We start from the raw sequence: 19749 nt of genomic DNA on the forward strand, positions 1-19749 counted from the left end.
GGGCAACAGCTCCCCAAATCCAACGGGCTAGTGAAGAGCAGCAAACTCACGCCGCGCCCTCCCGAGCAACCTGCACATCGTCGAACGGCAACACGCGCACCGTATCACCCGCGCCGACGATCTGCCCCTGCTCATGGCCCTTGCCCGCCAGCAACACGACGTCATCCGCCCCCGCCGCTGCGATCGCCGCAAAGATCGCTTCCCGCCGATCGCCGACCTCGACCGCCCCCGGCGCACCCGCCATGATCGCCGCCCGGATCGCCGCCGGATCCTCGGACCGCGGATTGTCGTCGGTTACGATTACATGATCGCCACCCGCCACGGCCACGCGCCCCATCTCCGGCCGCTTGCCCGTGTCACGATCACCGCCCGCCCCGAACAGCACGATCAGCCGGCCCTTCGTATGCGGACGCAGCGCCGCGATCGCCGCCTCCAGCCCGTCCGGGGTATGCGCATAATCGACATAGACCGGTGCCCCCGTCCGCGAAATCACCGCGCGTTCCAGCCGCCCGCGCACCGGCGCCAGCCGCGCCAGCCCGGCCAGCACCGACCGCAGCTCCGACCCCGTCGCCACCGCCAGCCCCGCCGCGGTCAGCGCGTTCGACGCCTGGTACGCACCGATCAGCGGCAGTTTGACGACATGCGTCGCCCCCTCCGCCATGATCGTCAGCGTCTGGCCGAGTGCCGTCGGCACCCGCTCCACCAGCTTCAGCGTCTCGCCATGCGCACCGACCGTAACCACGCGCAGCCCGCGTTCGGACGCGATCTCCGCCACGCGCGCCGACGCCGCGTCATCCGCCCAAACGACCGCCGCGCCGTCCGCCGCCACCACTTCGGTGAACAGCCGCAGCTTGGCCTCCAGATAGGCCTCCATCGTCCCGTGATAATCGAGATGGTCGCGCGTCAGGTTGGTGAACGCGGCCGCCCGTACCGGCAGCCCCTCGATCCGGTATTGCGACAGGCCGTGGCTCGACGCCTCGAACGCCGCATGGCTCACGCCCTCGCGCGCCAGGCCCGCCATGTTCGACAGGAACGTCACGATGTCCGGCGTCGTCAGCCCGGTCGTCACGCGCTCGTCGCCGGTCGTCACGCCCAGCGTTCCGATCGAGGCGGCGTGCCGCCCTTCCATGTTCCACAACTGGCGCAGCAGTTCGACGGTCGACGTCTTGCCGTTCGTCCCTGTCACCGCCACCGTCACGTCGGGAAACGGCGCGAAGAACCGTGCCGCAATCCGCGCAAACGCCCGACGCGGCTCGGCGTCGGCGATATGCACCGCGCCCGTCACACTGGCTTCGGGCCGCGTCACGACCGCGATCGCCCCGGCCGCGATCGCCGCGTCGATATACGCCTCACCGTCGAACCGCGCGCCGCGGAACGCGCCGAACACGGTCCCCGGCGCCACCTTCCGGTGGTCGATCGCGAACCCCGTCACCACGACGTCGGCGGCGTCTCCCGCGCCTTCGATCAGATCATTCAACCGCATTCGGATTGGCACCCTTCGGTTCCCACAGCAACGGCAGCAGTTCGCTCTCGTCCACGTCGGCGCGGTCGTCCGGGCGGATGCCCAGCATCGGGCCGATCCGCTGGACGACGCGGCTGATCACGGGCCCAACGGTCCAGGCCGCGGTGGTGTAGCCGAACGTATCGGCGGTGCCCTTCGGACTGTCCAGCATCGCGATCACGACGTAGCGCGGCCGGTCCATCGGGAACACCGCGGCAAAGGTCGACACGTTGGTATTGCGATCATAGCCGCCGGCGTTCGGCTTCTCGGCTGTGCCCGTCTTGCCGCCGATCCGCAGGCCCGGCGCATCGGCTTTCCGCCCCGTCCCCTTCATCACCACCAGCCGCATCAGCTGGCGGATCCGGTCGCTCGTCGCCGGGCTGATCACCCGCCGCCCGGCCGGCACCGCCGCACCTTCACGCTTCAGCAGCGTCGCCGGCCGCCACACGCCGCCGTTCACCAGCGCGGCATAGGCCGATGCCAGGTGCAGCGGCGTCACCGCGATGCCGTGGCCGTACGCCACCGTCATCGTCGTCGTCCGCGCCCAGTATTTCGGCCACAATGGCTTCGCGCGCCCGCCCACCTCGATATCGACCGGATCGCCGAACCCGACCTTGCGGAAGAACGCCTGCGTCCGCGCCGGGCCCAGCTCGTCCGCAATCCGCGCCGTTGCGATGTTGGACGAATGGACCAACAGTTCCGGCACGTTTAGCCAGCGGTTCTGCGGGTGATCGTCGCGGATATGGAACCCGCCGACCGCCAGCGCATGCGTCGCATCGTACCGCTTGGACATCGACGTCACGACGCCGCTCTCGATCGCGTTCGCCATCGTCAGCATCTTGAACGTCGAACCCAGCTCGTACACGTTCGACACAGACTTGTTCAGGAGCAGCTCGTACGGCACGTTGCCCGTGCGGTTCGGGTTGAAGCTCGGCAACGACGACATCGCAACGATCTCGCCCGTGTTCACGTCCAGCACCAGCCCGGTCGCGCCGATCGCGCTGTGCTTGGCCATCGCCGCGCCCAGCTCGGTCTCCATCGCCGCCTGCACCCGGCTGTCGATCGACAGCGCGACGGGCCGCCCGCGCAACGTCGGATCGCTCAACCGCGCATCCAGCACCTTTTCCATGCCCGATGCGGCATTGCCGTTCTGATCGATCCAGCCGAGCACATGCGCCGCCAGCGATGCCTGCGGATACAGCCGCTCGGGCTCGCGCCGGAACTCGATCGCCGGCTCGCCCAGCGCGTTCACCGCTTTTACCAGTTCGGGCACCGCACGACGCGACAGATAGGCGAACTTCTTCGGCGACGTCAGGATCGCGAGATACTGCGCCTCGCTCTTCTGCGGCATCAGTTCGGCCAGCCGGTACGCTAGCAATGCCGGATCGCCGATCACCTTGTTCGGATGGACCGCGATCGACCAGGCGTCGATCGTCGTCGCCAGCGGCATGCCGTTGCGGTCGACGATATCGCCGCGGTCGGGCACCAGCCCGCGCGGCGCCTTCAGTGCCTGCTGACCGTCGCTCGCGACCGCCAGCCACAACAGCCGCGCGCCGACGATGCCCGTGACGAAGATGAACAGCAGCATCATCACCATCAGACGGAAATGCGCCGTGGCGGTCGTCTGCTGCCGCTGACCAGCGACGCGGACCCGGTCCGTCCTGGCCAGCGCGGCGGTCATCGGGCGCGTTTCGTGGACGCTTCGTTCTTCGCCAGCGCGGCCAGGTCGGCGGCGAAATCGGTACTGTTCAGCGCCACCTTCTGCGGCAACGCGGTCATCCCGCCCTTGGGCCGGACATAATTGGCGTGGCGCAACACGGGCACCCCCTCGGCGGCCTGCGGCTCGGTCCGCGGCGGCGTCGCCGCCGGGTACGATACCTGACGCGCCACGGACTCAGGAATGCCCAGTTCCGGGGCCATCGCCGGGGCCGGCGGATGGTTGAAACTGGCCAGCTGGACCTCGCCGTCGATATACTGGCCGGACCGCGGCGCGGACAGCGCCAGCACGTCGGTGTTCCACCGTTCCAGCTGGCTCAACCGGCCGCGCGTCTCGATCTCGGTACCCAGCCGGCGGATCTCGCGCTGCGACAGCAGGATGCGGTGCTCCACCTTCTCCAGCGCCTGGCGCTCGCCCGCCACGCGCTGCGTCACCAGGTAACAACCGAGGGCCGCCGTCGCGACCGCAGCCACCCAGCCCACCGACCGGAATCGCAAGACGTTCATGCGTGAGTACCTTCGACTGGTGACCAGGGCGGCGATGCGGTGCGATGCGCCACGCGCAACGTGGCGGACCGTGATCGCGGATTGCGCGCGACCTCGGCCTCGTCGGCGCGCACCGGCTTGGCGACGCGTTCGAAACTTGGCGGCGTTGCGGCGGCGGCCTGCGGCATGTGCCGCGACCCCGCCGGCGTCGCCCCGCTCCGTTCGATCAGGAACCGCTTCACGATCCGGTCCTCGGTCGAATGGAACGACACCACCGCCAGCCGCCCGCCGGGCTTCAGCGCGCGCTCGGCCGCGACCAGCCCGTCGCGCAACTCGTCCAGCTCGCGGTTCAGGTGGATCCGGATCGCCTGAAACGCGCGCGTCGCGGGGTCCTTCTTTTCGTGCGGCCGATGGCCCAGCGCGCGCCGCACCACGGCCGCCAGCTCGGCCGTCGTGGTTAGCGGCCGTGCCGCCACGATCGCCCGTGCCACGCGCCGCGACTTTGGCTCGTCGCCATAATGATACAGCACGTCGGCGATCTCCGCCTCGTCGCTGTCGTTCAGGAATTCCGCGGCGGTCTGCCCCTCCCGGCTCATCCGCATGTCGAGCGGCCCGTCCGCCTGGAACGAGAAGCCGCGCTCCGCCCGGTCGATCTGCATCGACGACACGCCGATGTCGAACGTCACGCCGTCCACGCCGTCCACGTCGCGCGCCGCCAGCGCCACGGTCATCGCGCCGAACCGGTCATGTACCAGCACCAGCCGCCCTTCGGCCTCCGCCACCAGCGCCGCACCCTCCGCGATCGCATCCGGATCGCGATCGAACGCGATCACCGACGCGCCGGCGTCGAGCAACGCGCGGGTGTAACCGCCCGCACCGAACGTCCCGTCGACATGCCGTTCGCCCGCAACCGGGTTCAGCCCCGCGATCACCGCATCGAGCAGCACCGGCACATGCGGCGCGGTCACGACGTCGCTCATTTCCCGGTCCGTTCGGCGATCAGCGAATCGAGCATCCGGATCAGCCGCGGCTTGTCGGCGCGCGCCGTCCGGAACGTGTCCGGGTTCCAGATCTGGAACGTCTCGCCACCGCCGACGAACAGCGCGGTGTCGGTGATGCCCGCCGCACGCCGCATCGGCGCGGACAGCACCATGCGGCCGGCGCCGTCATAGGCGATCTGGGTCTTGGATCCGAACGCTTCGGCCATTTCGTCGTCCATGGCCTCCATCACGTCCACGTCCCCCATCGCCGCGACCTTGCGGCGGATATTCTCGTGCAGTTGTCGTGAGTAAGTCGGATCGAACCCTTCCAGGCAGGGCAGCTTGGCGTGCTCACCCAGCAGGATCAGCCGGTCGTCGGAACTGGCATCGCTGGAATCGCGCCGGACCCGGCGATCGATCACGCCGCGAAAGCTGGACGGCAAAGACACCCGCCCCTTCGCGTCGACCGCGTTCAGTATCCCGCCGTGGAAGAAATCGATGATTTCCACGCACTGACCCCGTTGGAAGCCATTCCGCGCCGCCGATCCCGAACGGATCGATTGGGCCTCGGTCACGTGAAGGCTTCCGTCCCTCACACACACAGGGCGTATCAGGGGCATCCATGGGTTTCAATACCACTTCATGGTTTTGGGGTGTTGATGAATACCCCACAAACCCTGTGCACAACCCGTGGCAAGGCACGCTATTCCGCCACGGTTCTATCTATGTTCCGGTATAAAGCCTGTGGATAACTTCAGGCACAACTATTTTGGCGAAATCTAACATATGGTTTTTCATGGTTCCGGGTGGCGTGTCGGAGCTACCGCATGGCTCCTGCCGCTACGGCCTCGCGCCATTGAACCGGTCGTGCCGGTGGCATGATTCTGCCGCGCCCGGCGATCAGCGCCGCGACGAACGCGGCATTGTCCGACCGCCGCCACGCCGGCCGCCACCCACCCGCGCCATCCGTCCACAGCGCCGCGTCGAGCATGTCCGCATCTGCCACCAGCACCGCCCGCCCGCGCCCCAGCCGACAGTCCACAACCAGCCCCCCCGCCGAAACCCGGCAAGGCCCTGTCCCGGCCGCAACGAACCGCCCCGCCCCATCCAGCACCAGCCGCCACCGCCGGCCGCTCCGTGTAACCTCGCGCACCGCGATCCCGCGATCCCCCAGCTCCAGCCGCAGCCCCCAGTGCAGCAGCAACGGCCCCAGTGTCCCTGCCCGCGGCGGTGCGGCCGGATCGCCTAGCGCATGGCGGCTCGTCCAGTGCAGATCCGGGTCCGTCAGGATCACCGCCCGCGCCCCAGCCCGGATCCGCGCATCGATCGCGACCAGACCTTCAGGTGCCGGCGCCCGAGGCTGCACCAGCAGCAGGTCGCCGCCCGTTAGTTGTGCCGCATCGTCCACTGCGTCTAATTGGAACACTCCACCGAGCATCCGCCAGGCGTCGCCCGGCCCGGACGACAGGTCGACACCCCCCTCCCCCCATTGCAACGGCACCCCCGCCAGCACGGCAACCCGCCGCCTCGTCCGCGTCTCGCCATCGCCCGCTGCCAACTGCGCATACCATCCGCCGGCCCCCGGGATCACCAGCAGGATCGCAAGCCCGACCGCCGCAACCGGACGTCCCTGGATCGTCATGCCGGCCTGCGCGACCAGATCGACCACCGCCGTAACGACCGCGGACACTCCCGCGGCGCGCAAGACTGCAACTCCGCCTCCGCTCAACAGAACCAATTGCCCGAGAGCAGATCCAGCCAGCACAGCAGCATAACCCGCCAAGCGCGTCCGCCACGGAGACTGCACCAACACCAGACCAAGCAACGCCAGCAGCGCCGGTCCCCAGGTCAGCAAAAGCCCGATCTCGACCCGGTCCGCCCCATGCATCGCACGCAGAGCGAGGAGACTGTCGACCGATGCCGCCGCAAGCCCGGCGGCGATCGCGGATCGAACGCGAATCAGGGTACCGTTCGGCTCGCCGGGGGGCTCAGCACGGGTGCGGGCGGGCCCGGAATGATCACCGGCCGCATCTCAGGCGCGGCGATGTTGTTGACCTCGGTCGCGCCGCCCGGCGCGACTCCCAACTCCGCCAGCGGCTCCTTCGGATTTGCCTCGGCATCCGCCGCCGCCGCGGCAACATTCCCGGCTTCGACGCCGGCCGCACCCGGCCGCGTCACTTCGTCACCGCCGCTCGCCATCCCGAAAAACGCCGCAGCTAGCAACACCAGCAGGAACACCACTGCCAACCCCATCAATCCGATGCGCACCCTTTGCATCCGATCGTGCTCTCCCTATGCCCGCATCATGAGCGTCCGAAGTCGTTGATTTAGGTTACGAGCGCCCGCTTGTCTAACCCGCAAGGTCAAGCCGGCTCGATCAGGCGCGGTCCGCCAGATAGTCCGGGACCGGCAGCCCCTTCGCCGCCAGCCAGACCGGATTGTACGTCGTGCTGAGGTACCGCATTCCCGAATCGCAGAGAATGGTCACGACCCGATGCCCCGGCCCCATCATCCGCGCCAGCCGCACCGCCCCGGCGACGTTGATCCCCGACGACAGTCCGACGCACAGCCCCTCACGCAGCAGGCCGAACACCTGCTCCAGCCCCTCCGCATCCGAAACGCGGAACTGCGTGTCGATCGGCGCCCCGTCCAGGTTCGCGGTGATGCGGCTCTGACCGATTCCCTCCGCCACCGAACTGCCCTCGGCACGCAGCTCCCCGCACGCGTAATATTCGTACAGCGATGCGCCATAAGGGTCGGTCAACGCGATCGTCACGTCCTGCGACCGCTCCTTCAACCCCAGTCCGACGCCTGCCAAGGTGCCGCCTGTCCCCACGGCACAGGTGAAACCGTCGACCCGCCCCTCGGTTTGATCCCAGATCTCGGCCGCGGTCCCGCGGATATGCGCCATGCGGTTGGCCAGGTTGTCGAACTGATTCGCCCACATCGCATTGGGCGCCTCTTCCGCGATCCGCCGGCTGGTGTGCACATAATGCGCGGGGTTCGAATAGGCGGTCGGCGGCACGAGCACGAGTTCCGCACCCAGCGCACGCAACGTGTCCATTTTCTCGCGGCTCTGCGTTTCGGTCATCACGATGATCGTGCGATATCCCTTGGCCTGCGCCACCAGGGCCAGGCCGATCCCGGTATTGCCGGCGGTCCCCTCCACGATCGTCCCGCCCGGCTGCAACGCACCGGAGGCCTCCGCATCCTCCACGATCGCACGGGCGGCACGGTCCTTGACCGACCCGCCGGGGTTCATGAACTCGCACTTGCCCAGGATCTCGCACCCCGTCGCGTCGCTCGGTCCGTTCAGGCGGACGAGCGGGGTATTGCCGATGAGCGAAAGTGTGTCGGGTCTGATAGCCATGGACGGCAGATAGGCCCTGCCCCGCGCCCGGCCAAGCCACCATGGCTTCCCCGCGCGATAGCCTCGCTCCGTGCTGCACCTGCGTCCGTTTCGTCGCAAAGCCGGGACGAAAGCCATGTTTGTGAAGACGAAGACGCCTTGACGCGTCCTGCCGCAACCGCGAAGACCTGCGTTATGGCACGCTTCATTCCCTTCGCCGCCGTTCTGGCATCCGCCCTCCTCGTCGGTTGCAATTCGCAGCCGGAGACCGTCACGTCGGGTCCGACCGATCCGGACGCGGTCGCAGTCGCGAACGCGCCGAAGGTCTCGCTCCCGCCGTCGGTGAAGTCGAGCAAGGTCTATCGCTGCGCCGACAGCAGCCTGCTCTACGTCGACTTCTTCTCCGACGATCTCGGCGCGAACATCCGCACCGAAAGCGCCGGCACCAACACCAAGCTGACCGCACCGGCGGCCGGCGAACCCTTCGCGGGCGGCGGCTACACCGTGGCCGGCAACGGCGACACGGTGAAGATCACCACGCCGAAGAAGCCCGCGCAGACCTGCAACGCCTGATCGCGTCCGCCCCCTTCGTACGCGAAGGGGGCGTTATCGCCTGCGGTGGCAACTCCGCGGCTGACATTCCCTCCCGCCTCCGCTATCGGCGCGGGCATGACCCAGACCAGCTCCGCCATCACCGACGCGACCGTGGCCGAACATGGCTTTTCGCCAGAAGAATATGAGCGCGTCCTTCACGCGCTCGGCCGTGAACCGAACCTGACCGAACTCGGCATCTTCTCGGTCATGTGGTCGGAGCATTGCAGCTACAAATCCAGCCGCCTCCACCTCCGCAAGCTGCCGACCACCGGTCCGCAGGTCATTTGCGGCCCCGGCGAGAATGCCGGCGTGGTCGATATCGGCGATGGCCAAGCTGCCATCTTCAAGATGGAAAGCCACAACCACCCGAGCTACATCGAACCCTATCAGGGTGCGGCGACCGGCGTCGGCGGCATCCTGCGCGACGTGTTCACCATGGGCGCGCGCCCGATCGCGAACCTCAACGCCCTCCGTTTCGGCCGCCCCGATCATCCGAAGATGCGGCACCTGATCGCCGGCGTCGTCGCGGGAATCGGCGGCTACGGCAACTGCGTCGGCGTGCCGACCGTGGGCGGCGAGGTTAATTTCCACCGCGCCTATGACGGCAACATCCTGGTCAACGCGATGACCGTCGGCATCGCCGAAACCGCAAAGATCTTCTACTCCGCCGCCTCCGGGCTCGGCAATTCGATCGTCTATGTCGGGTCGAAGACCGGCCGCGACGGCATCCACGGCGCCACCATGGCATCGGCCGACTTCTCCGAGGACTCGGAGGAGAAGCGCCCCACCGTCCAGGTCGGCGACCCCTTCACCGAAAAGCTGCTGATCGAGGCCTGCCTCGAGCTGATGGAATCGGACGCGATCGTCGCGATCCAGGACATGGGCGCCGCGGGCCTCACCTCCTCCTCGGTCGAAATGGCGTCGAAGGGCGGGGTCGGGATCGAACTCGACATGAACGCTGTCCCCTGCCGCGAAACCGGCATGACGCCCTACGAGATGATGCTGTCCGAATCGCAGGAACGCATGCTCATGGTGCTGAAGCCAGGCCGCGAGGCCGAAGCCGAGGCGATCTTCACCAAGTGGGAACTTGATTTCGCCGTCATCGGCCGCGTCACGGACACCGGGCGCATGGTCCTGACCCACAACGGCGACACCGTCTGCGACATCCCGCTCGGCCCGCTCGCCGACGAGGCTCCGCTCTACGATCGCCCGCACGTCCCCACACCGGCCCGCGCGCCACTGACGGACATGCCGGAGACGACCGACCTCGCGGCCGACCTGCTCCGCATCATGGGCTCGCCAGACATCGCCAGCCGCCGCTGGATCTGGGAACAATATGATCACATGGTCGGCGCCGACACCGTCCAGCGCCCCGGTGGCGACGCCGCCGTCGTCCGCGTCCACGGCACGCAGAAGGGGCTGGCGATCAGCACCGACTGCACGCCGCGCTACTGCTTCGCCGATCCGGTCGAGGGCGGAAAGCAGGCGATCGCCGAATGCTGGCGCAACCTGACCGCGGTCGGCGCGCTTCCGCTCGCCACCACCGACTGCATGAACTTCGGCAACCCGCAGCGACCCGAGATCATGGGCCAGTTCGTCGGCTGTATCGAGGGGATGGCCGCCGCCTGCACCGCGCTCGACTTCCCGATCGTGTCCGGCAACGTCTCGCTCTACAACGAAACCAAGCTGGACGACGGCAGCGGTTCCGCAATTCTGCCGACCCCCGCGATCGGCGGCATCGGCCTGCTCGCCGACTGGACAAAGTCCGCGACCATCGCGCTCAAGACCGCCGGCGACGAAATCTGGCTCATCGGCGAAGACGGCGGCCATCTCGGCCAGTCGATCTGGCTGCGCGAAATCCATGGTCGCGAGGAGGGCCCCCCGCCGCCGGTCAATCTCACCGCCGAACGCGCGCATGGCGATGCCGTCCGCTGGCTGATCCTCGACGGCGTGGCCACCGCGGTCCACGATCTGTCGGACGGCGGCCTGCTGGTCGCGCTGACCGAAATGGCGCTCGCCGGCCGCGTCGGTGCGACGCTCGACGCCGCGCTTTCCCCCGCCGCGGCGTTCGGCGAAGACCAGGCCCGCTACCTCGTCACGGTCGCCCCCGGCACGATGCCCAACCTGTCCGTCCCGGCCGCCCGCATCGGCACCGTTGGCGGCGACACCATCGCGCTGCCCGACGCCGCCGTCCCGCTTGCCACGCTCCGCCACGCGCATGAGGGGTTCTTCCCGCACCTGATGGGCGCGACCGTCCTCGCCTGACCCGGTGACGGCCGCGCAATCAATGCGGCCCGACGCCGACCGAATCATCACGCTCGATGTCCTGCGCGGGCTGGCGGTCATGGGCATCCTGCTCATGAACATCGGCGGGTTCGCCCTGCCCGAAGGAGCCTATTTCAACCCGCACGCGGTCGCGCTGCACGGCCCGGCTGACCGCTCGATCTGGATCGCTCAGTTCGTGCTGGTCGACGGGAAGCTGCGCAACATCTTCTCGCTGCTGTTCGGCGCCGGCATCCTGCTGGTCATCGACCGCGCCATCGCCGCCGGACGGGACGAGGGCGTTGTGCACATCCGCCGCATGGCCGTCCTTGCGTTGTTCGGGCTCGCTCACTTCTATCTGCTGTGGTGGGGCGACATCCTGTTCCAATATGCCGTGCTCGGCACGCTGGCCATGTTCGTCGCAGACCGCCGCCCGGCTGCCTTGGTCCGCCTCGCGCTGCTCTGCCTGCTGCTTCACGCTATCCTGTCGGCCACATCGCTGTTCGGCCTTGCCTCACTTCGCGCCAACCCCGCCGATTGGTCGACCATCGCGCCACAGATCGGCGCGGTCGACCGCCCCGCCATCGCCGCCGAAATCCACCGCATGCACGGCACTTACCCCGCGCTGCTTCACCACCGCGTCACCGTCGATCTCGGACTGCCGTTCGCGATGCTGATCGGCAACGGGCTCGAAACGCTCGGCATGATGCTGTTCGGCATGGCAGGCCTGCGCTCCGGCTTCCTGACCGGCGTCTGGCCGCGACAGCGATACCGCCAGGTCGCGCTCGTTGGCTACGCCATGGCAATTCCCGTAATGCTGCTGCTGGCTTACTGGGCCATCCGGTCCGGCTTCGATCCGGTCGTGAACCTGGGCGTCACGACGGTCTGGTCGCTCCCGTTCCGGCCGCTGCTCGCCCTGGCGCATGTCGCGCTGGCGGTTCTGATCGCTGGTGACGGGGCCGTGCGAACCCGGATCGCTGCGGTCGGCCGTGCCGCTTTCACCAACTATCTCGGCACCAGCCTTATGATGACGACGCTCTTCTACGGATACGGTCTGGGCCTGTTCGGTCGGCTGGACCGGTTGCAACTGCTCGCCGTCGTCGTCGCCACCTGGGCGATCATGCTGCTCTGGTCGAAAGCCTGGCTAGATCGTTACCGACACGGGCCACTCGAATGGGTATGGCGCACACTTGCCGGCACCTACCACCGGCCGGGCTCAGACTGATACGCCCGGCAACCCCCGCCCGAACACCACTTTCCGCCCGAACCCCTGTGGCCGGCGCATCACGACCGAACTGGTCGCCTGGTTCAGCAATGCCATGGTCGACACGAACATCGGGCGCAGTCGCACGACCTCGCCGAGTAGCTGGTCGCACCCCTCGCGCCGCTCGAGGCAATCGCGCGCAGTCTCCTCCACAAGTTCCGCCAGCGTCGCCAACCCGCTTGCACCAAGCTGGGCGGCATCTGCTTTCAGCGTATGCGCTGGCATCACGAGCGACGCGACGGACCGTTGCCGCATTGCATCCTCGATCGCAGAGACCGATCGCGCACCGTCTTCGCGGAAATAACCAAGGATCCGGGCAAAGTCCGCGCCAAGTTCCACCTGCGCGCGGTGGTACGCGGTCCAATCCACGAGTGCGCCGTCTAGTTGTGACACGGCTTGCCCCCTGCTCGCGATCCGACCCGGATAGTCAATATCTACTCAAGAACAGGTAAACAAATGGTTGATGGCTCCTCAGGTCCGAATGTCTATTCGGTCCAATTCCTGGCTCATCGACCAACCATTCGCGGCAGCCAGCGCAGCGATCTCGCTCCCGGCATTCGGGTCATCCGCCATCAGGATATAATGCGCGCCGTCCGCCCCCCCGCGGACGGCGCGCGCCAGCCGCACCGCCGGCCACGGACACCGCATCCCGCGCGTATCGACAAGCACGGCGTCGGCGTCGGCGCTCACCGGTCGAACGGATTCCGCGGCGCACGCACGGTCAGCCGGATCGGCACCGCACCGAAGCCAAGATCTTTGCGGATGCCGTTCATCAGATAGCGCTTGTAGCTTTCGGGGAGCTGATCGACCCGCGTCCCGAACAGGATGAACCCCGGCGGCCGCGTCTTGGCCTGCGTCAGGTAACGCAGCTTGATGCGGCGTCCACCCGGGGCCGGCGGCGGATTGATCTCGACCGCCTTCTCGAACCAGCGGTTCAGCACGCCCGTCGACACGCGCTTCGACCACGCCTCGCGCACGTCGAACGCCGCCTGGATCAGCTGATCCATACCGCGCCCGGTCTCCGCCGAGATCGTTAGCAACGGCACGCCGCGCACCTGCGCCAGCCCCTCCTCCAGCGCGAACCGCACGCCCTGGAACAGGCTCGGCGGGTTCTCCGCCACGTCCCACTTGTTCAGCGCGATGATTAGCGCGCGCCCTTCCTGCAACACCTGGTCCGCGATGCGCAGGTCCTGCGCTTCCAGACCCAGCGTCGCATCGAGCAGCAGCACGACCACTTCCGCGAAATCGACCGCATGCATGGCATCCTGCGCGGACAGCTTCTCCAGCTTGTCCTGAACCTTCGCCTTCTTGCGAAGACCGGCGGTATCGATCAGCCGCACCGGCCGGACCTGCCCGTCAGGCGCGGTCCATTCCCAGTCGATCGCGATCGAGTCGCGCGTGATACCCGCCTCCGGCCCGGTGATCATCCGCTCCTCACCCAGGATACGGTTCACCAGCGTCGACTTGCCCGCATTGGGGCGCCCGACGATCGCCAGCTTCAGCGGGCCGCTCTCCTCATCCTCTTCGGGCTCGTCAACGACATCGTCGAACCCTTCGAACTCGATATGCGGCCGCAACGCCTCGAACAGGTCGACCAGCCCGTCGCCATGCTCGGCGGAGAACGGCATCGGCGTGTCGAACCCCAGCGAATACGCTTCCAGCACGCCGCTCTCCGCGGCCTTGCCCTCCGCCTTGTTCGCCATCAGGATCACGGGCGTATCCTCGGACCGCAGCCAGCGCGCGATTTCCTCGTCCTGCGGCACGATGCCCGCGCGCGCATCGATCAGGAACAGCGCGACATCCGCCTCGCGCACTGCGTTCTGCGTCTGCATCCGCATCCGGCCGGGCAGCGTATCGGGGTCCTCGTCCTCGACACCCGCGGTATCGACGATCTTGAATTCCATGCCAAGCAGGACGGCGGTGCCTTCGCGCCGGTCGCGCGTCACGCCGGGCCGATCGTCCACCAACGCCACGCGCTTGCCGACCAGGCGGTTGAAAAGCGTGGATTTGCCGACGTTCGGTCGGCCGACGATCGCGACGATGGGAAGTTTAGCCATCGCCGCGATGTAGCGGAATCTGCGCGCAGGTCACGGCAAAGTTACGCGACCCGTTTGGCGGCCTACCGCCAGGCGCTCAGCTTCCCGTCATTGTCGAGCAGGAACAGCGTGTTTCCAGCCACCACCGGCGGCAGGTAGAACGCCTTGCCAGCCTCGATCGGCGCGGAGATTTTGCCGTCGGCCGGTGTCACCGATGCCATCTCGCCTTGGGTGTTCACCACCAGCAAACGATCACCAGCCAGTACCGGTCCGGTCCAGCCGATCAGGCCCTTCTTCTTCTCCTCGTTCCGCCAACGCGGCAGTTGGCTGATCCAGCGGATCCGCCCGGTCGCGCGCTGGATACAGAGCATCCGCGCATCGTCCGTCACGACAAAGATCCAGTCGCCGACGACCGATGGTGTCGCGATTCCTGAGACGTTCAGCTCCCATAGGCGCTGGCCGGTGGTCAGTTCCAGGGCGACCATGCGTCCACCCTCGCCGACCGCGTAGACGCGTCCGCCGTCGATCACCGGATCGGCGTCGATATCGCTCAGCGTCGACACCGCGGTCGAAATGCTCGTCCGCGAAAGGGCATCCTGCCACACCGCGCGCCCGTTTTCGTAACGGTATGCGGTCAACTCGCCGGAGGAGAAGCCCGCAACAACAGTCCCCTGCGCCGCCGCCGGAGCCGCCACGCCGAACACGCCGGCCGCTTCCAGCGTTCCGGACTCGTTCCAGATCGTCTCCCCGGTCGCCTGATTCAGCGCGAAGAGCTGGTTGTCCGGGCTCACGACATAGACGTTGCCGTTCGATACCGTCGGCGCGCCGCGCAACGGGCCGCCCGGCCGCTTCTTCCAAACGACCTTGCCGGTCGCCGCTTCCAGCGACACCACATCGCCGACGCCGTTGGTGGCATAGAGCCGGTCGCCATCCACACTGACGCCCCCCCCGAACAGCGACCGCTCGTTGCCGGCAGGATCGGTCAGGCGCGACGACCAGACGACGCCGCCCGTCGCGGCGTCGATCGCACGCACGACGGCTTCCGTATCCATCACATAGACGCGGTTGCCGGCCACAACCGGTGCAGCGGCAAGCCGGACCTGCTTGCTGCTGCCGGCAATCGAAACGGTCCAAGCGCGGGCAAGCGTCGGCTTCAGCGCGACATTGCCCATAGATTTCTGGGCATTACCGCCTGACTGCGTCCAGCTGTCATTCGCTTCGGACGGTGGCACGGTGACCGGCACCGCCGCGATCGACGGGTCCAGCTCGGCGCTGTTTTCCGATGTCAGCACCGCGATACGGTCACCCAGCAACGTCGTTTTCGGCTTTCCACCCTTGAACACGCCGCAACCGGCCAACGCCGTCGCGATCAGCAGCACCGCTGCGAACCTGCCCGTCTTCATTGCATGCTTTCCTCAGTCGACTGCGGCACGTCGAACCCGAGCGCGCCCGCCACCCGCACCGCGCGTCCGCGCAGGCTGGCCGGCATCGTTTCGTCCCGCGCGATCGCGGCAAAGATCCGCCCCGCATCCTGCGGCTTGTTAGTGCGCAAATACGCGATCGCCACCATTTCGCCCGCGCTGCCGAACCACGGGTTGCCCGCGATCGCCAGCGGCTTTAGCCGCGTGATCACCGTCGCCGGCGGCAGCTTGTCATATTCGATCGCGGTCTGGCGGACGAGCGCCGCGTCGCGCAGCGGCTGCGGCACCGACGTGTCGGTCGCCACTTTCGCGAACCCCGCCACCGCCGCCGCTTGGTCGTTGCGGACAAGCGCCGCAGATGCCTCGGTCATCAGCGCAGCTCCGCGATACCCGTCGTTGCTCGTTGCGGCGAGCCCTTCCAGCCGCGCCTTCACGCCGGCGTCCTTGCCCTCGCCCAGATCGGTCAACGCCTGCGTCAGCACTTCGCTATGCATCTCGGCCGCCTGCGTCTGGCGATGCTGCCAGTAGATGTACGCGCCAACCGCGGCGAGCAGCAGCACGACAGCGAGCAGGATCCACTTGCCGTTCCGCGACACGAACGTTTCCACGCGGTCGCGACGCAGATCCTCGTCAACCTCGCGGAAAAACGTCTCTTCATTCTGTGGTGCGAGCGCCAATCGGGATCTCCGGACAAAGAACAGGCGGTAGCCTTAGCGACGCAAAGGCCTGAACGGAAGCTGAGTCATATCTTCGGCTGGTACGTCTCGGCCGCCGTCGGAAACGCCCGCGCCCGGACGTCGGCGGCATAGCGCGTGGCAGCATCGGTCACGCCCGCCGCCATCGTGCCATACGCCTTCACGAACTTCGGTGTCCGGTCGAACAGGCCCAGCATGTCCTCGCCCACCAGTACCTGGCCATCACACCGGGCGGATGCGCCGATGCCGATCGTCGGGCACGCTACCGCCTCGGTAATCGCGACCGCGATCGGTTCCAGCACGCCCTCGATCACGATCGCGAATGCGCCGGCATCGGCCACCGCCTGCGCATCGCCGATGATCTTGGCCGCCTCAGCTTCGCTCCGACCGCGTGCGCCATAGCCGCCGAGCGCGTTCACCGCCTGCGGGGTCAGCCCGACATGCGCCATCACCGGGATGCCGCGCGCGGACAGGAACGCGATCGTCTCGGCCATCGCCACGCCGCCCTCCAGCTTCACCGCCGAGGCGCCGGTTTCCTTCAGGATGCGCGCCGCGCTGTCGAACGCGACTTCCTTGGAGGCTTCGTAACTGCCGAACGGCATATCGATCACGACCAGCGCATGCGCCGCCCCGCGCACCACCGCCGCGCCGTGCGCGCACATCATCTCGAGCGTAACGGGTACGGTGGACGGCAGCCCGTAGATCACCTGCGCCAGGCTATCGCCGACCAGCAGCATGTCGCAATGCGGGTCGAGCAACGCCGCGACACGCGCGGTATAGGCGGTCAGCATCACCAACGGCGTCCCCCCCTTGCCGGCGCGGATCGCGGGAACAGTGATGCGGCGAAGCGGCGTGGCGGAGGCCCCCGCCTCAGGCTGGAAAGTCGACATGCGCCCGCCTACCAACGCCGGCCCGCCAGCGCAAATAACCGCTTAGCGGCGGATCGCCACTATCCCGCTCTTCGCCAGCTGCGCCTGCACGCTGTCCGGCCCGACCAGATGACCAACGCCGACCGCGACGAAGATCGTGCCCTTGCCGGCCAGCATCGTCTTGATCCGCCGCGCCCACTCGATGTTCCGCGCAACGAGCAGCTTCTCGTACAGTAGCGGCGACTCCTGCTTCATGTCGGTCGTCACGATCCGCGCCAGTGTCGGCACGTCGCCATTCTCCCACGCAGTCGCCATCGTGGTCAGTTCCGCCGGCCCCTTCTCGGCCTCCTGCATGGCGCTATCTAGGAACGCGAGCTGCTCCGCCTCGCTGAAATCGGCGAGGAAGCGGATCTGCTGCTCGGGCGTCTCGAACCCCTGGATCTGGTCCTTCTCCGCCACCGCGATGATACGCAGCGTCCGATCGGCCCCCGCGACCGGATCGAGACCGGCCTTCACGAACGGCAGCGTGCCCAGCGTCACCGCAGCCAGCCACGGCCGCATTGGTTCCAGCTGCGCCATCGGCATGTTGTATGGCTTCAGGACCGCGGCCAGCCGCACGCGCTGCGCTTCGGTCAGCTTCTGCGAAAGCGGCTTGGTCTGGTCCAGCCCGTATTTCTTCAGAATCACGGCCATCGTCGCCTGCGACGTCGCCAGGTCGTCGCTGATCTCCAGCCACAGCTTCCGCGACGCCTTCATCGCCGCGTCGATCTTCTTCGTCTTCCAGCCCGTATCGCGGCGCACGGCATGCGCCGTCCCGAACAGGTAGATCGTCGAGTCGGCGTCGCGCACCGTCCACATCGCCGGTTCCGCCGCAGCAGGGGCCGCGACCGTACCGGCCATCACCAGCGCAGCGCAGGCCGCCGCAATGCCGCGTCCGGTCATTCCCATTCGATCGTCCCCGGCGGCTTGGATGTATAGTCGTACGTCACGCGATTGATGCCCTGCACCTCGTTCACGATCCGCGTCGCGACGCGTGAAAGGAACGCGGCGTCGAACGGATAGACATCCGCCGTCATCCCGTCCGTCGACGTCACCGCCCGCAGCGCGCAGACATAGTCGTAGGTCCGGCTGTCGCCCATCACGCCCACGGTCCGCACGGGCAGCAGCACCGCGAACGCCTGCCAGATCGCATCGTACAGCCCCGCCGCACGGATTTCCGCCAGATACACCGCATCCGCCTTGCGCAGGATGTCGCAGCGCGCCTTCGTCACCTCACCCGGAATGCGGATCGCAAGACCCGGCCCCGGGAACGGATGCCGCCCGACGAACAGTTCGGGCAGACCCAGCTCACGGCCCAGCGCACGGACCTCGTCCTTGAACAGCTCACGCAGCGGCTCGACCAGCGCCATGTCCATCCGCTCGGGCAGACCGCCGACATTGTGATGGCTCTTGATCGTCACCGACGGCCCGCCGGTGAAGCTCACGCTCTCGATCACGTCGGGGTACAGCGTCCCCTGCGCCAGGAACTTGGCCCCGCCGATCTTATTGGCCTGGTCCTCGAACACGTCGATGAACGTCTTGCCGATGAACTTCCGCTTCGCTTCCGGATCGGTCAGCCCCGCGAGCCCGTTCAGGAATAGCGTCTCGACGTTCACATGGACCAGCGGGATGCCGTAATGCTCGCGGAACAGCCCGACGACCTGATCCGCCTCGCCCAGCCGCAGCAGCCCGTGATCCACGAACACGCACGTCAGTTGGTCGCCAATCGCCTCGTGGATCAGCACCGCCGCCACCGCCGAATCGACCCCGCCGGACAATCCGCAGATCACCCGCCCGTCGCCGACCTGCGCACGGATCTCAGCGATCTTGGCCTGCCGGAACTCCGCCATCGTCCAGTCGCCCGCGAGTCCGCAAACGTGCCGCGCGAAGTTCGCGATCAGCTTGGCCCCGTCCGGCGTGTGGACGACCTCCGGGTGGAACTGCACGCCGTAGAACCGCCGATCCTCGTCCGCGGTTACCGCGAACGGTGCGCCTTCGGATGCGGCGACCGGGTGGAAGCCGGGTGGCAGCGCGTCGACACGGTCGCCGTGGCTCATCCAGACCTGATGGCGCTCGCCCTCGGCCCACATGCCGTCGAACAGCACGGACCGCTTCGTCACTTCGATAAAGGCCCGGCCGAACTCCCCACTTTCGTGCGGCGTCACCGATCCGCCAAGCTGCTGGCACATCAGCTGCTGGCCGTAGCAGATCCCCAGGATCGGCAGCCCGGCCTCGAAAAACTCCTGCGGCACCCGCGGGCTGTCGAGCCGCGCAACCGAGTCCGGACCACCGGACAGGATGATCCCACGTGGCTGCAACCGCTCGAAGGCTTCCGCGGCGCGGTTGAACGGCGCGACTTCCGAATAGACGCCCGCCTCCCGCACGCGGCGTGCAATCAGCTGCGTGACCTGACTGCCGAAATCGACGATCAGGATGCAATCGGTGGGGTGTGCGGTCGGGGGGGTCGGGGTGCCGTCTGTCATGGCGCTACGCGATACGGTCCACCCCCCGCCCTGTCCAGCGACGCTTCGTGCCAT

The 19749-nt window shown here is 67.6% G+C and carries 19 protein-coding genes; 3 read left to right on the plus strand and 16 right to left on the minus strand.

From position 1 onward, the window contains the following. Positions 1-46: 46 nt before the first annotated feature. The 8 genes from IEX50_RS10880 to IEX50_RS10915 all read right to left on the minus strand — a co-directional run bounded on the left by IEX50_RS10880 (position 47) and on the right by IEX50_RS10915 (position 8053). The gene (locus IEX50_RS10880; RefSeq protein WP_157175949.1) at positions 47-1483 is read right to left on the minus strand and encodes a UDP-N-acetylmuramoyl-L-alanyl-D-glutamate--2,6-diaminopimelate ligase; all 1437 of its coding nucleotides are present in this window, start codon (positions 1481-1483) and stop codon (positions 47-49) included. Continuing rightward, complete coding sequence (locus IEX50_RS10885; RefSeq protein WP_157175950.1) at positions 1470-3182, minus strand: peptidoglycan D,D-transpeptidase FtsI family protein; 1713 nt, start codon at positions 3180-3182, stop codon at positions 1470-1472. The genes IEX50_RS10880 and IEX50_RS10885 overlap by 14 nt, the downstream gene beginning before the upstream one ends. Next, on the minus strand, positions 3179-3724 hold the full coding sequence (locus IEX50_RS10890; protein WP_157175951.1) for a hypothetical protein: 546 nt from the start codon (positions 3722-3724) through the stop codon (positions 3179-3181). Before IEX50_RS10890 ends, IEX50_RS10885 begins: the two co-directional genes overlap by 4 nt. After that, positions 3721-4683: a 16S rRNA (cytosine(1402)-N(4))-methyltransferase RsmH gene (gene rsmH / locus IEX50_RS10895; RefSeq protein WP_157175952.1), complete on the minus strand. Its 963-nt coding sequence runs from the start codon at positions 4681-4683 to the stop codon at positions 3721-3723. The genes IEX50_RS10890 and rsmH overlap by 4 nt, the downstream gene beginning before the upstream one ends. Continuing rightward, on the minus strand, positions 4680-5192 hold the full coding sequence (locus tag IEX50_RS10900; protein ID WP_157175953.1) for a division/cell wall cluster transcriptional repressor MraZ: 513 nt from the start codon (positions 5190-5192) through the stop codon (positions 4680-4682). Before IEX50_RS10900 ends, rsmH begins: the two co-directional genes overlap by 4 nt. A gap of 311 nt (positions 5193-5503) precedes the next feature. Further along, the gene (locus tag IEX50_RS10905; RefSeq protein WP_157175954.1) at positions 5504-6388 is read right to left on the minus strand and encodes a motility-associated ABC transporter substrate-binding family protein; all 885 of its coding nucleotides are present in this window, start codon (positions 6386-6388) and stop codon (positions 5504-5506) included. Positions 6389-6642: 254 nt separating this feature from the next. Further along, positions 6643-6960, minus strand: a complete 318-nt coding sequence (locus IEX50_RS10910; RefSeq protein ID WP_229673911.1) for a hypothetical protein — start codon at positions 6958-6960, stop codon at positions 6643-6645. A gap of 100 nt (positions 6961-7060) precedes the next feature. Beyond that, positions 7061-8053 carry a cysteine synthase A gene (locus tag IEX50_RS10915; protein ID WP_157175955.1) on the minus strand — a complete coding sequence of 331 codons (993 nt, stop codon included), beginning with the start codon at positions 8051-8053 and terminating at the stop codon, positions 7061-7063. Positions 8054-8227: 174 nt separating this feature from the next. Between IEX50_RS10915 and IEX50_RS10920 the strand changes: the two genes are divergently transcribed. From IEX50_RS10920 to IEX50_RS10930, 3 genes are all read left to right on the plus strand, one after another. After that, positions 8228-8605 (plus strand): YajG family lipoprotein, encoded by a 378-nt coding sequence (locus IEX50_RS10920; RefSeq protein ID WP_157175956.1) that lies wholly within the window; start codon positions 8228-8230, stop codon positions 8603-8605. A gap of 96 nt (positions 8606-8701) precedes the next feature. Then, positions 8702-10891, plus strand: a complete 2190-nt coding sequence (gene purL / locus IEX50_RS10925; RefSeq protein WP_157175957.1) for a phosphoribosylformylglycinamidine synthase subunit PurL — start codon at positions 8702-8704, stop codon at positions 10889-10891. Positions 10892-10913: 22 nt separating this feature from the next. Continuing rightward, positions 10914-12113 carry a DUF418 domain-containing protein gene (locus IEX50_RS10930; protein WP_157175958.1) on the plus strand — a complete coding sequence of 400 codons (1200 nt, stop codon included), beginning with the start codon at positions 10914-10916 and terminating at the stop codon, positions 12111-12113. On the opposite strand, the gene IEX50_RS10935 is transcribed toward IEX50_RS10930, so the two are convergent. The 8 genes from IEX50_RS10935 to guaA form a co-directional block, all read right to left on the minus strand. Further along, a complete protein-coding gene (locus tag IEX50_RS10935) occupies positions 12105-12545 on the minus strand; it encodes an Hpt domain-containing protein (RefSeq protein ID WP_157175959.1) in 441 nt (146 codons plus the stop codon). The two genes, IEX50_RS10930 and IEX50_RS10935, sit on opposite strands and share 9 nt — an antisense overlap. Positions 12546-12623: 78 nt before the next feature. After that, positions 12624-12842 carry a sulfurtransferase TusA family protein gene (locus IEX50_RS10940; protein WP_229673912.1) on the minus strand — a complete coding sequence of 73 codons (219 nt, stop codon included), beginning with the start codon at positions 12840-12842 and terminating at the stop codon, positions 12624-12626. After that, on the minus strand, positions 12839-14209 hold the full coding sequence (der, locus tag IEX50_RS10945) for a ribosome biogenesis GTPase Der (RefSeq protein ID WP_157175960.1): 1371 nt from the start codon (positions 14207-14209) through the stop codon (positions 12839-12841). The genes IEX50_RS10940 and der overlap by 4 nt, the downstream gene beginning before the upstream one ends. A gap of 62 nt (positions 14210-14271) precedes the next feature. Continuing rightward, positions 14272-15591, minus strand: coding sequence for an outer membrane protein assembly factor BamB family protein (locus IEX50_RS10950; RefSeq protein WP_157175961.1), 1320 nt, complete (start codon positions 15589-15591; stop codon positions 14272-14274). Then, positions 15588-16286: a tetratricopeptide repeat protein gene (locus IEX50_RS10955; protein WP_157175962.1), complete on the minus strand. Its 699-nt coding sequence runs from the start codon at positions 16284-16286 to the stop codon at positions 15588-15590. The genes IEX50_RS10950 and IEX50_RS10955 overlap by 4 nt, the downstream gene beginning before the upstream one ends. A 65-nt stretch (positions 16287-16351) precedes the next feature. Then, positions 16352-17194 carry a 3-methyl-2-oxobutanoate hydroxymethyltransferase gene (panB, locus tag IEX50_RS10960; RefSeq protein ID WP_157175963.1) on the minus strand — a complete coding sequence of 281 codons (843 nt, stop codon included), beginning with the start codon at positions 17192-17194 and terminating at the stop codon, positions 16352-16354. Between the two features lie 42 nt (positions 17195-17236). After that, a complete protein-coding gene (locus tag IEX50_RS10965) occupies positions 17237-18115 on the minus strand; it encodes a TraB/GumN family protein (RefSeq protein ID WP_157175964.1) in 879 nt (292 codons plus the stop codon). Continuing rightward, positions 18112-19695 (minus strand): glutamine-hydrolyzing GMP synthase, encoded by a 1584-nt coding sequence (gene guaA, locus IEX50_RS10970; RefSeq protein WP_157175965.1) that lies wholly within the window; start codon positions 19693-19695, stop codon positions 18112-18114. The genes IEX50_RS10965 and guaA overlap by 4 nt, the downstream gene beginning before the upstream one ends. Between the last annotated feature and the right edge of the window lie 54 nt (positions 19696-19749).

The organism is Sphingomonas prati (genome assembly GCF_014643515.1).
Classification (GTDB): domain Bacteria; phylum Pseudomonadota; class Alphaproteobacteria; order Sphingomonadales; family Sphingomonadaceae; genus Sphingomonas_R; species Sphingomonas_R prati.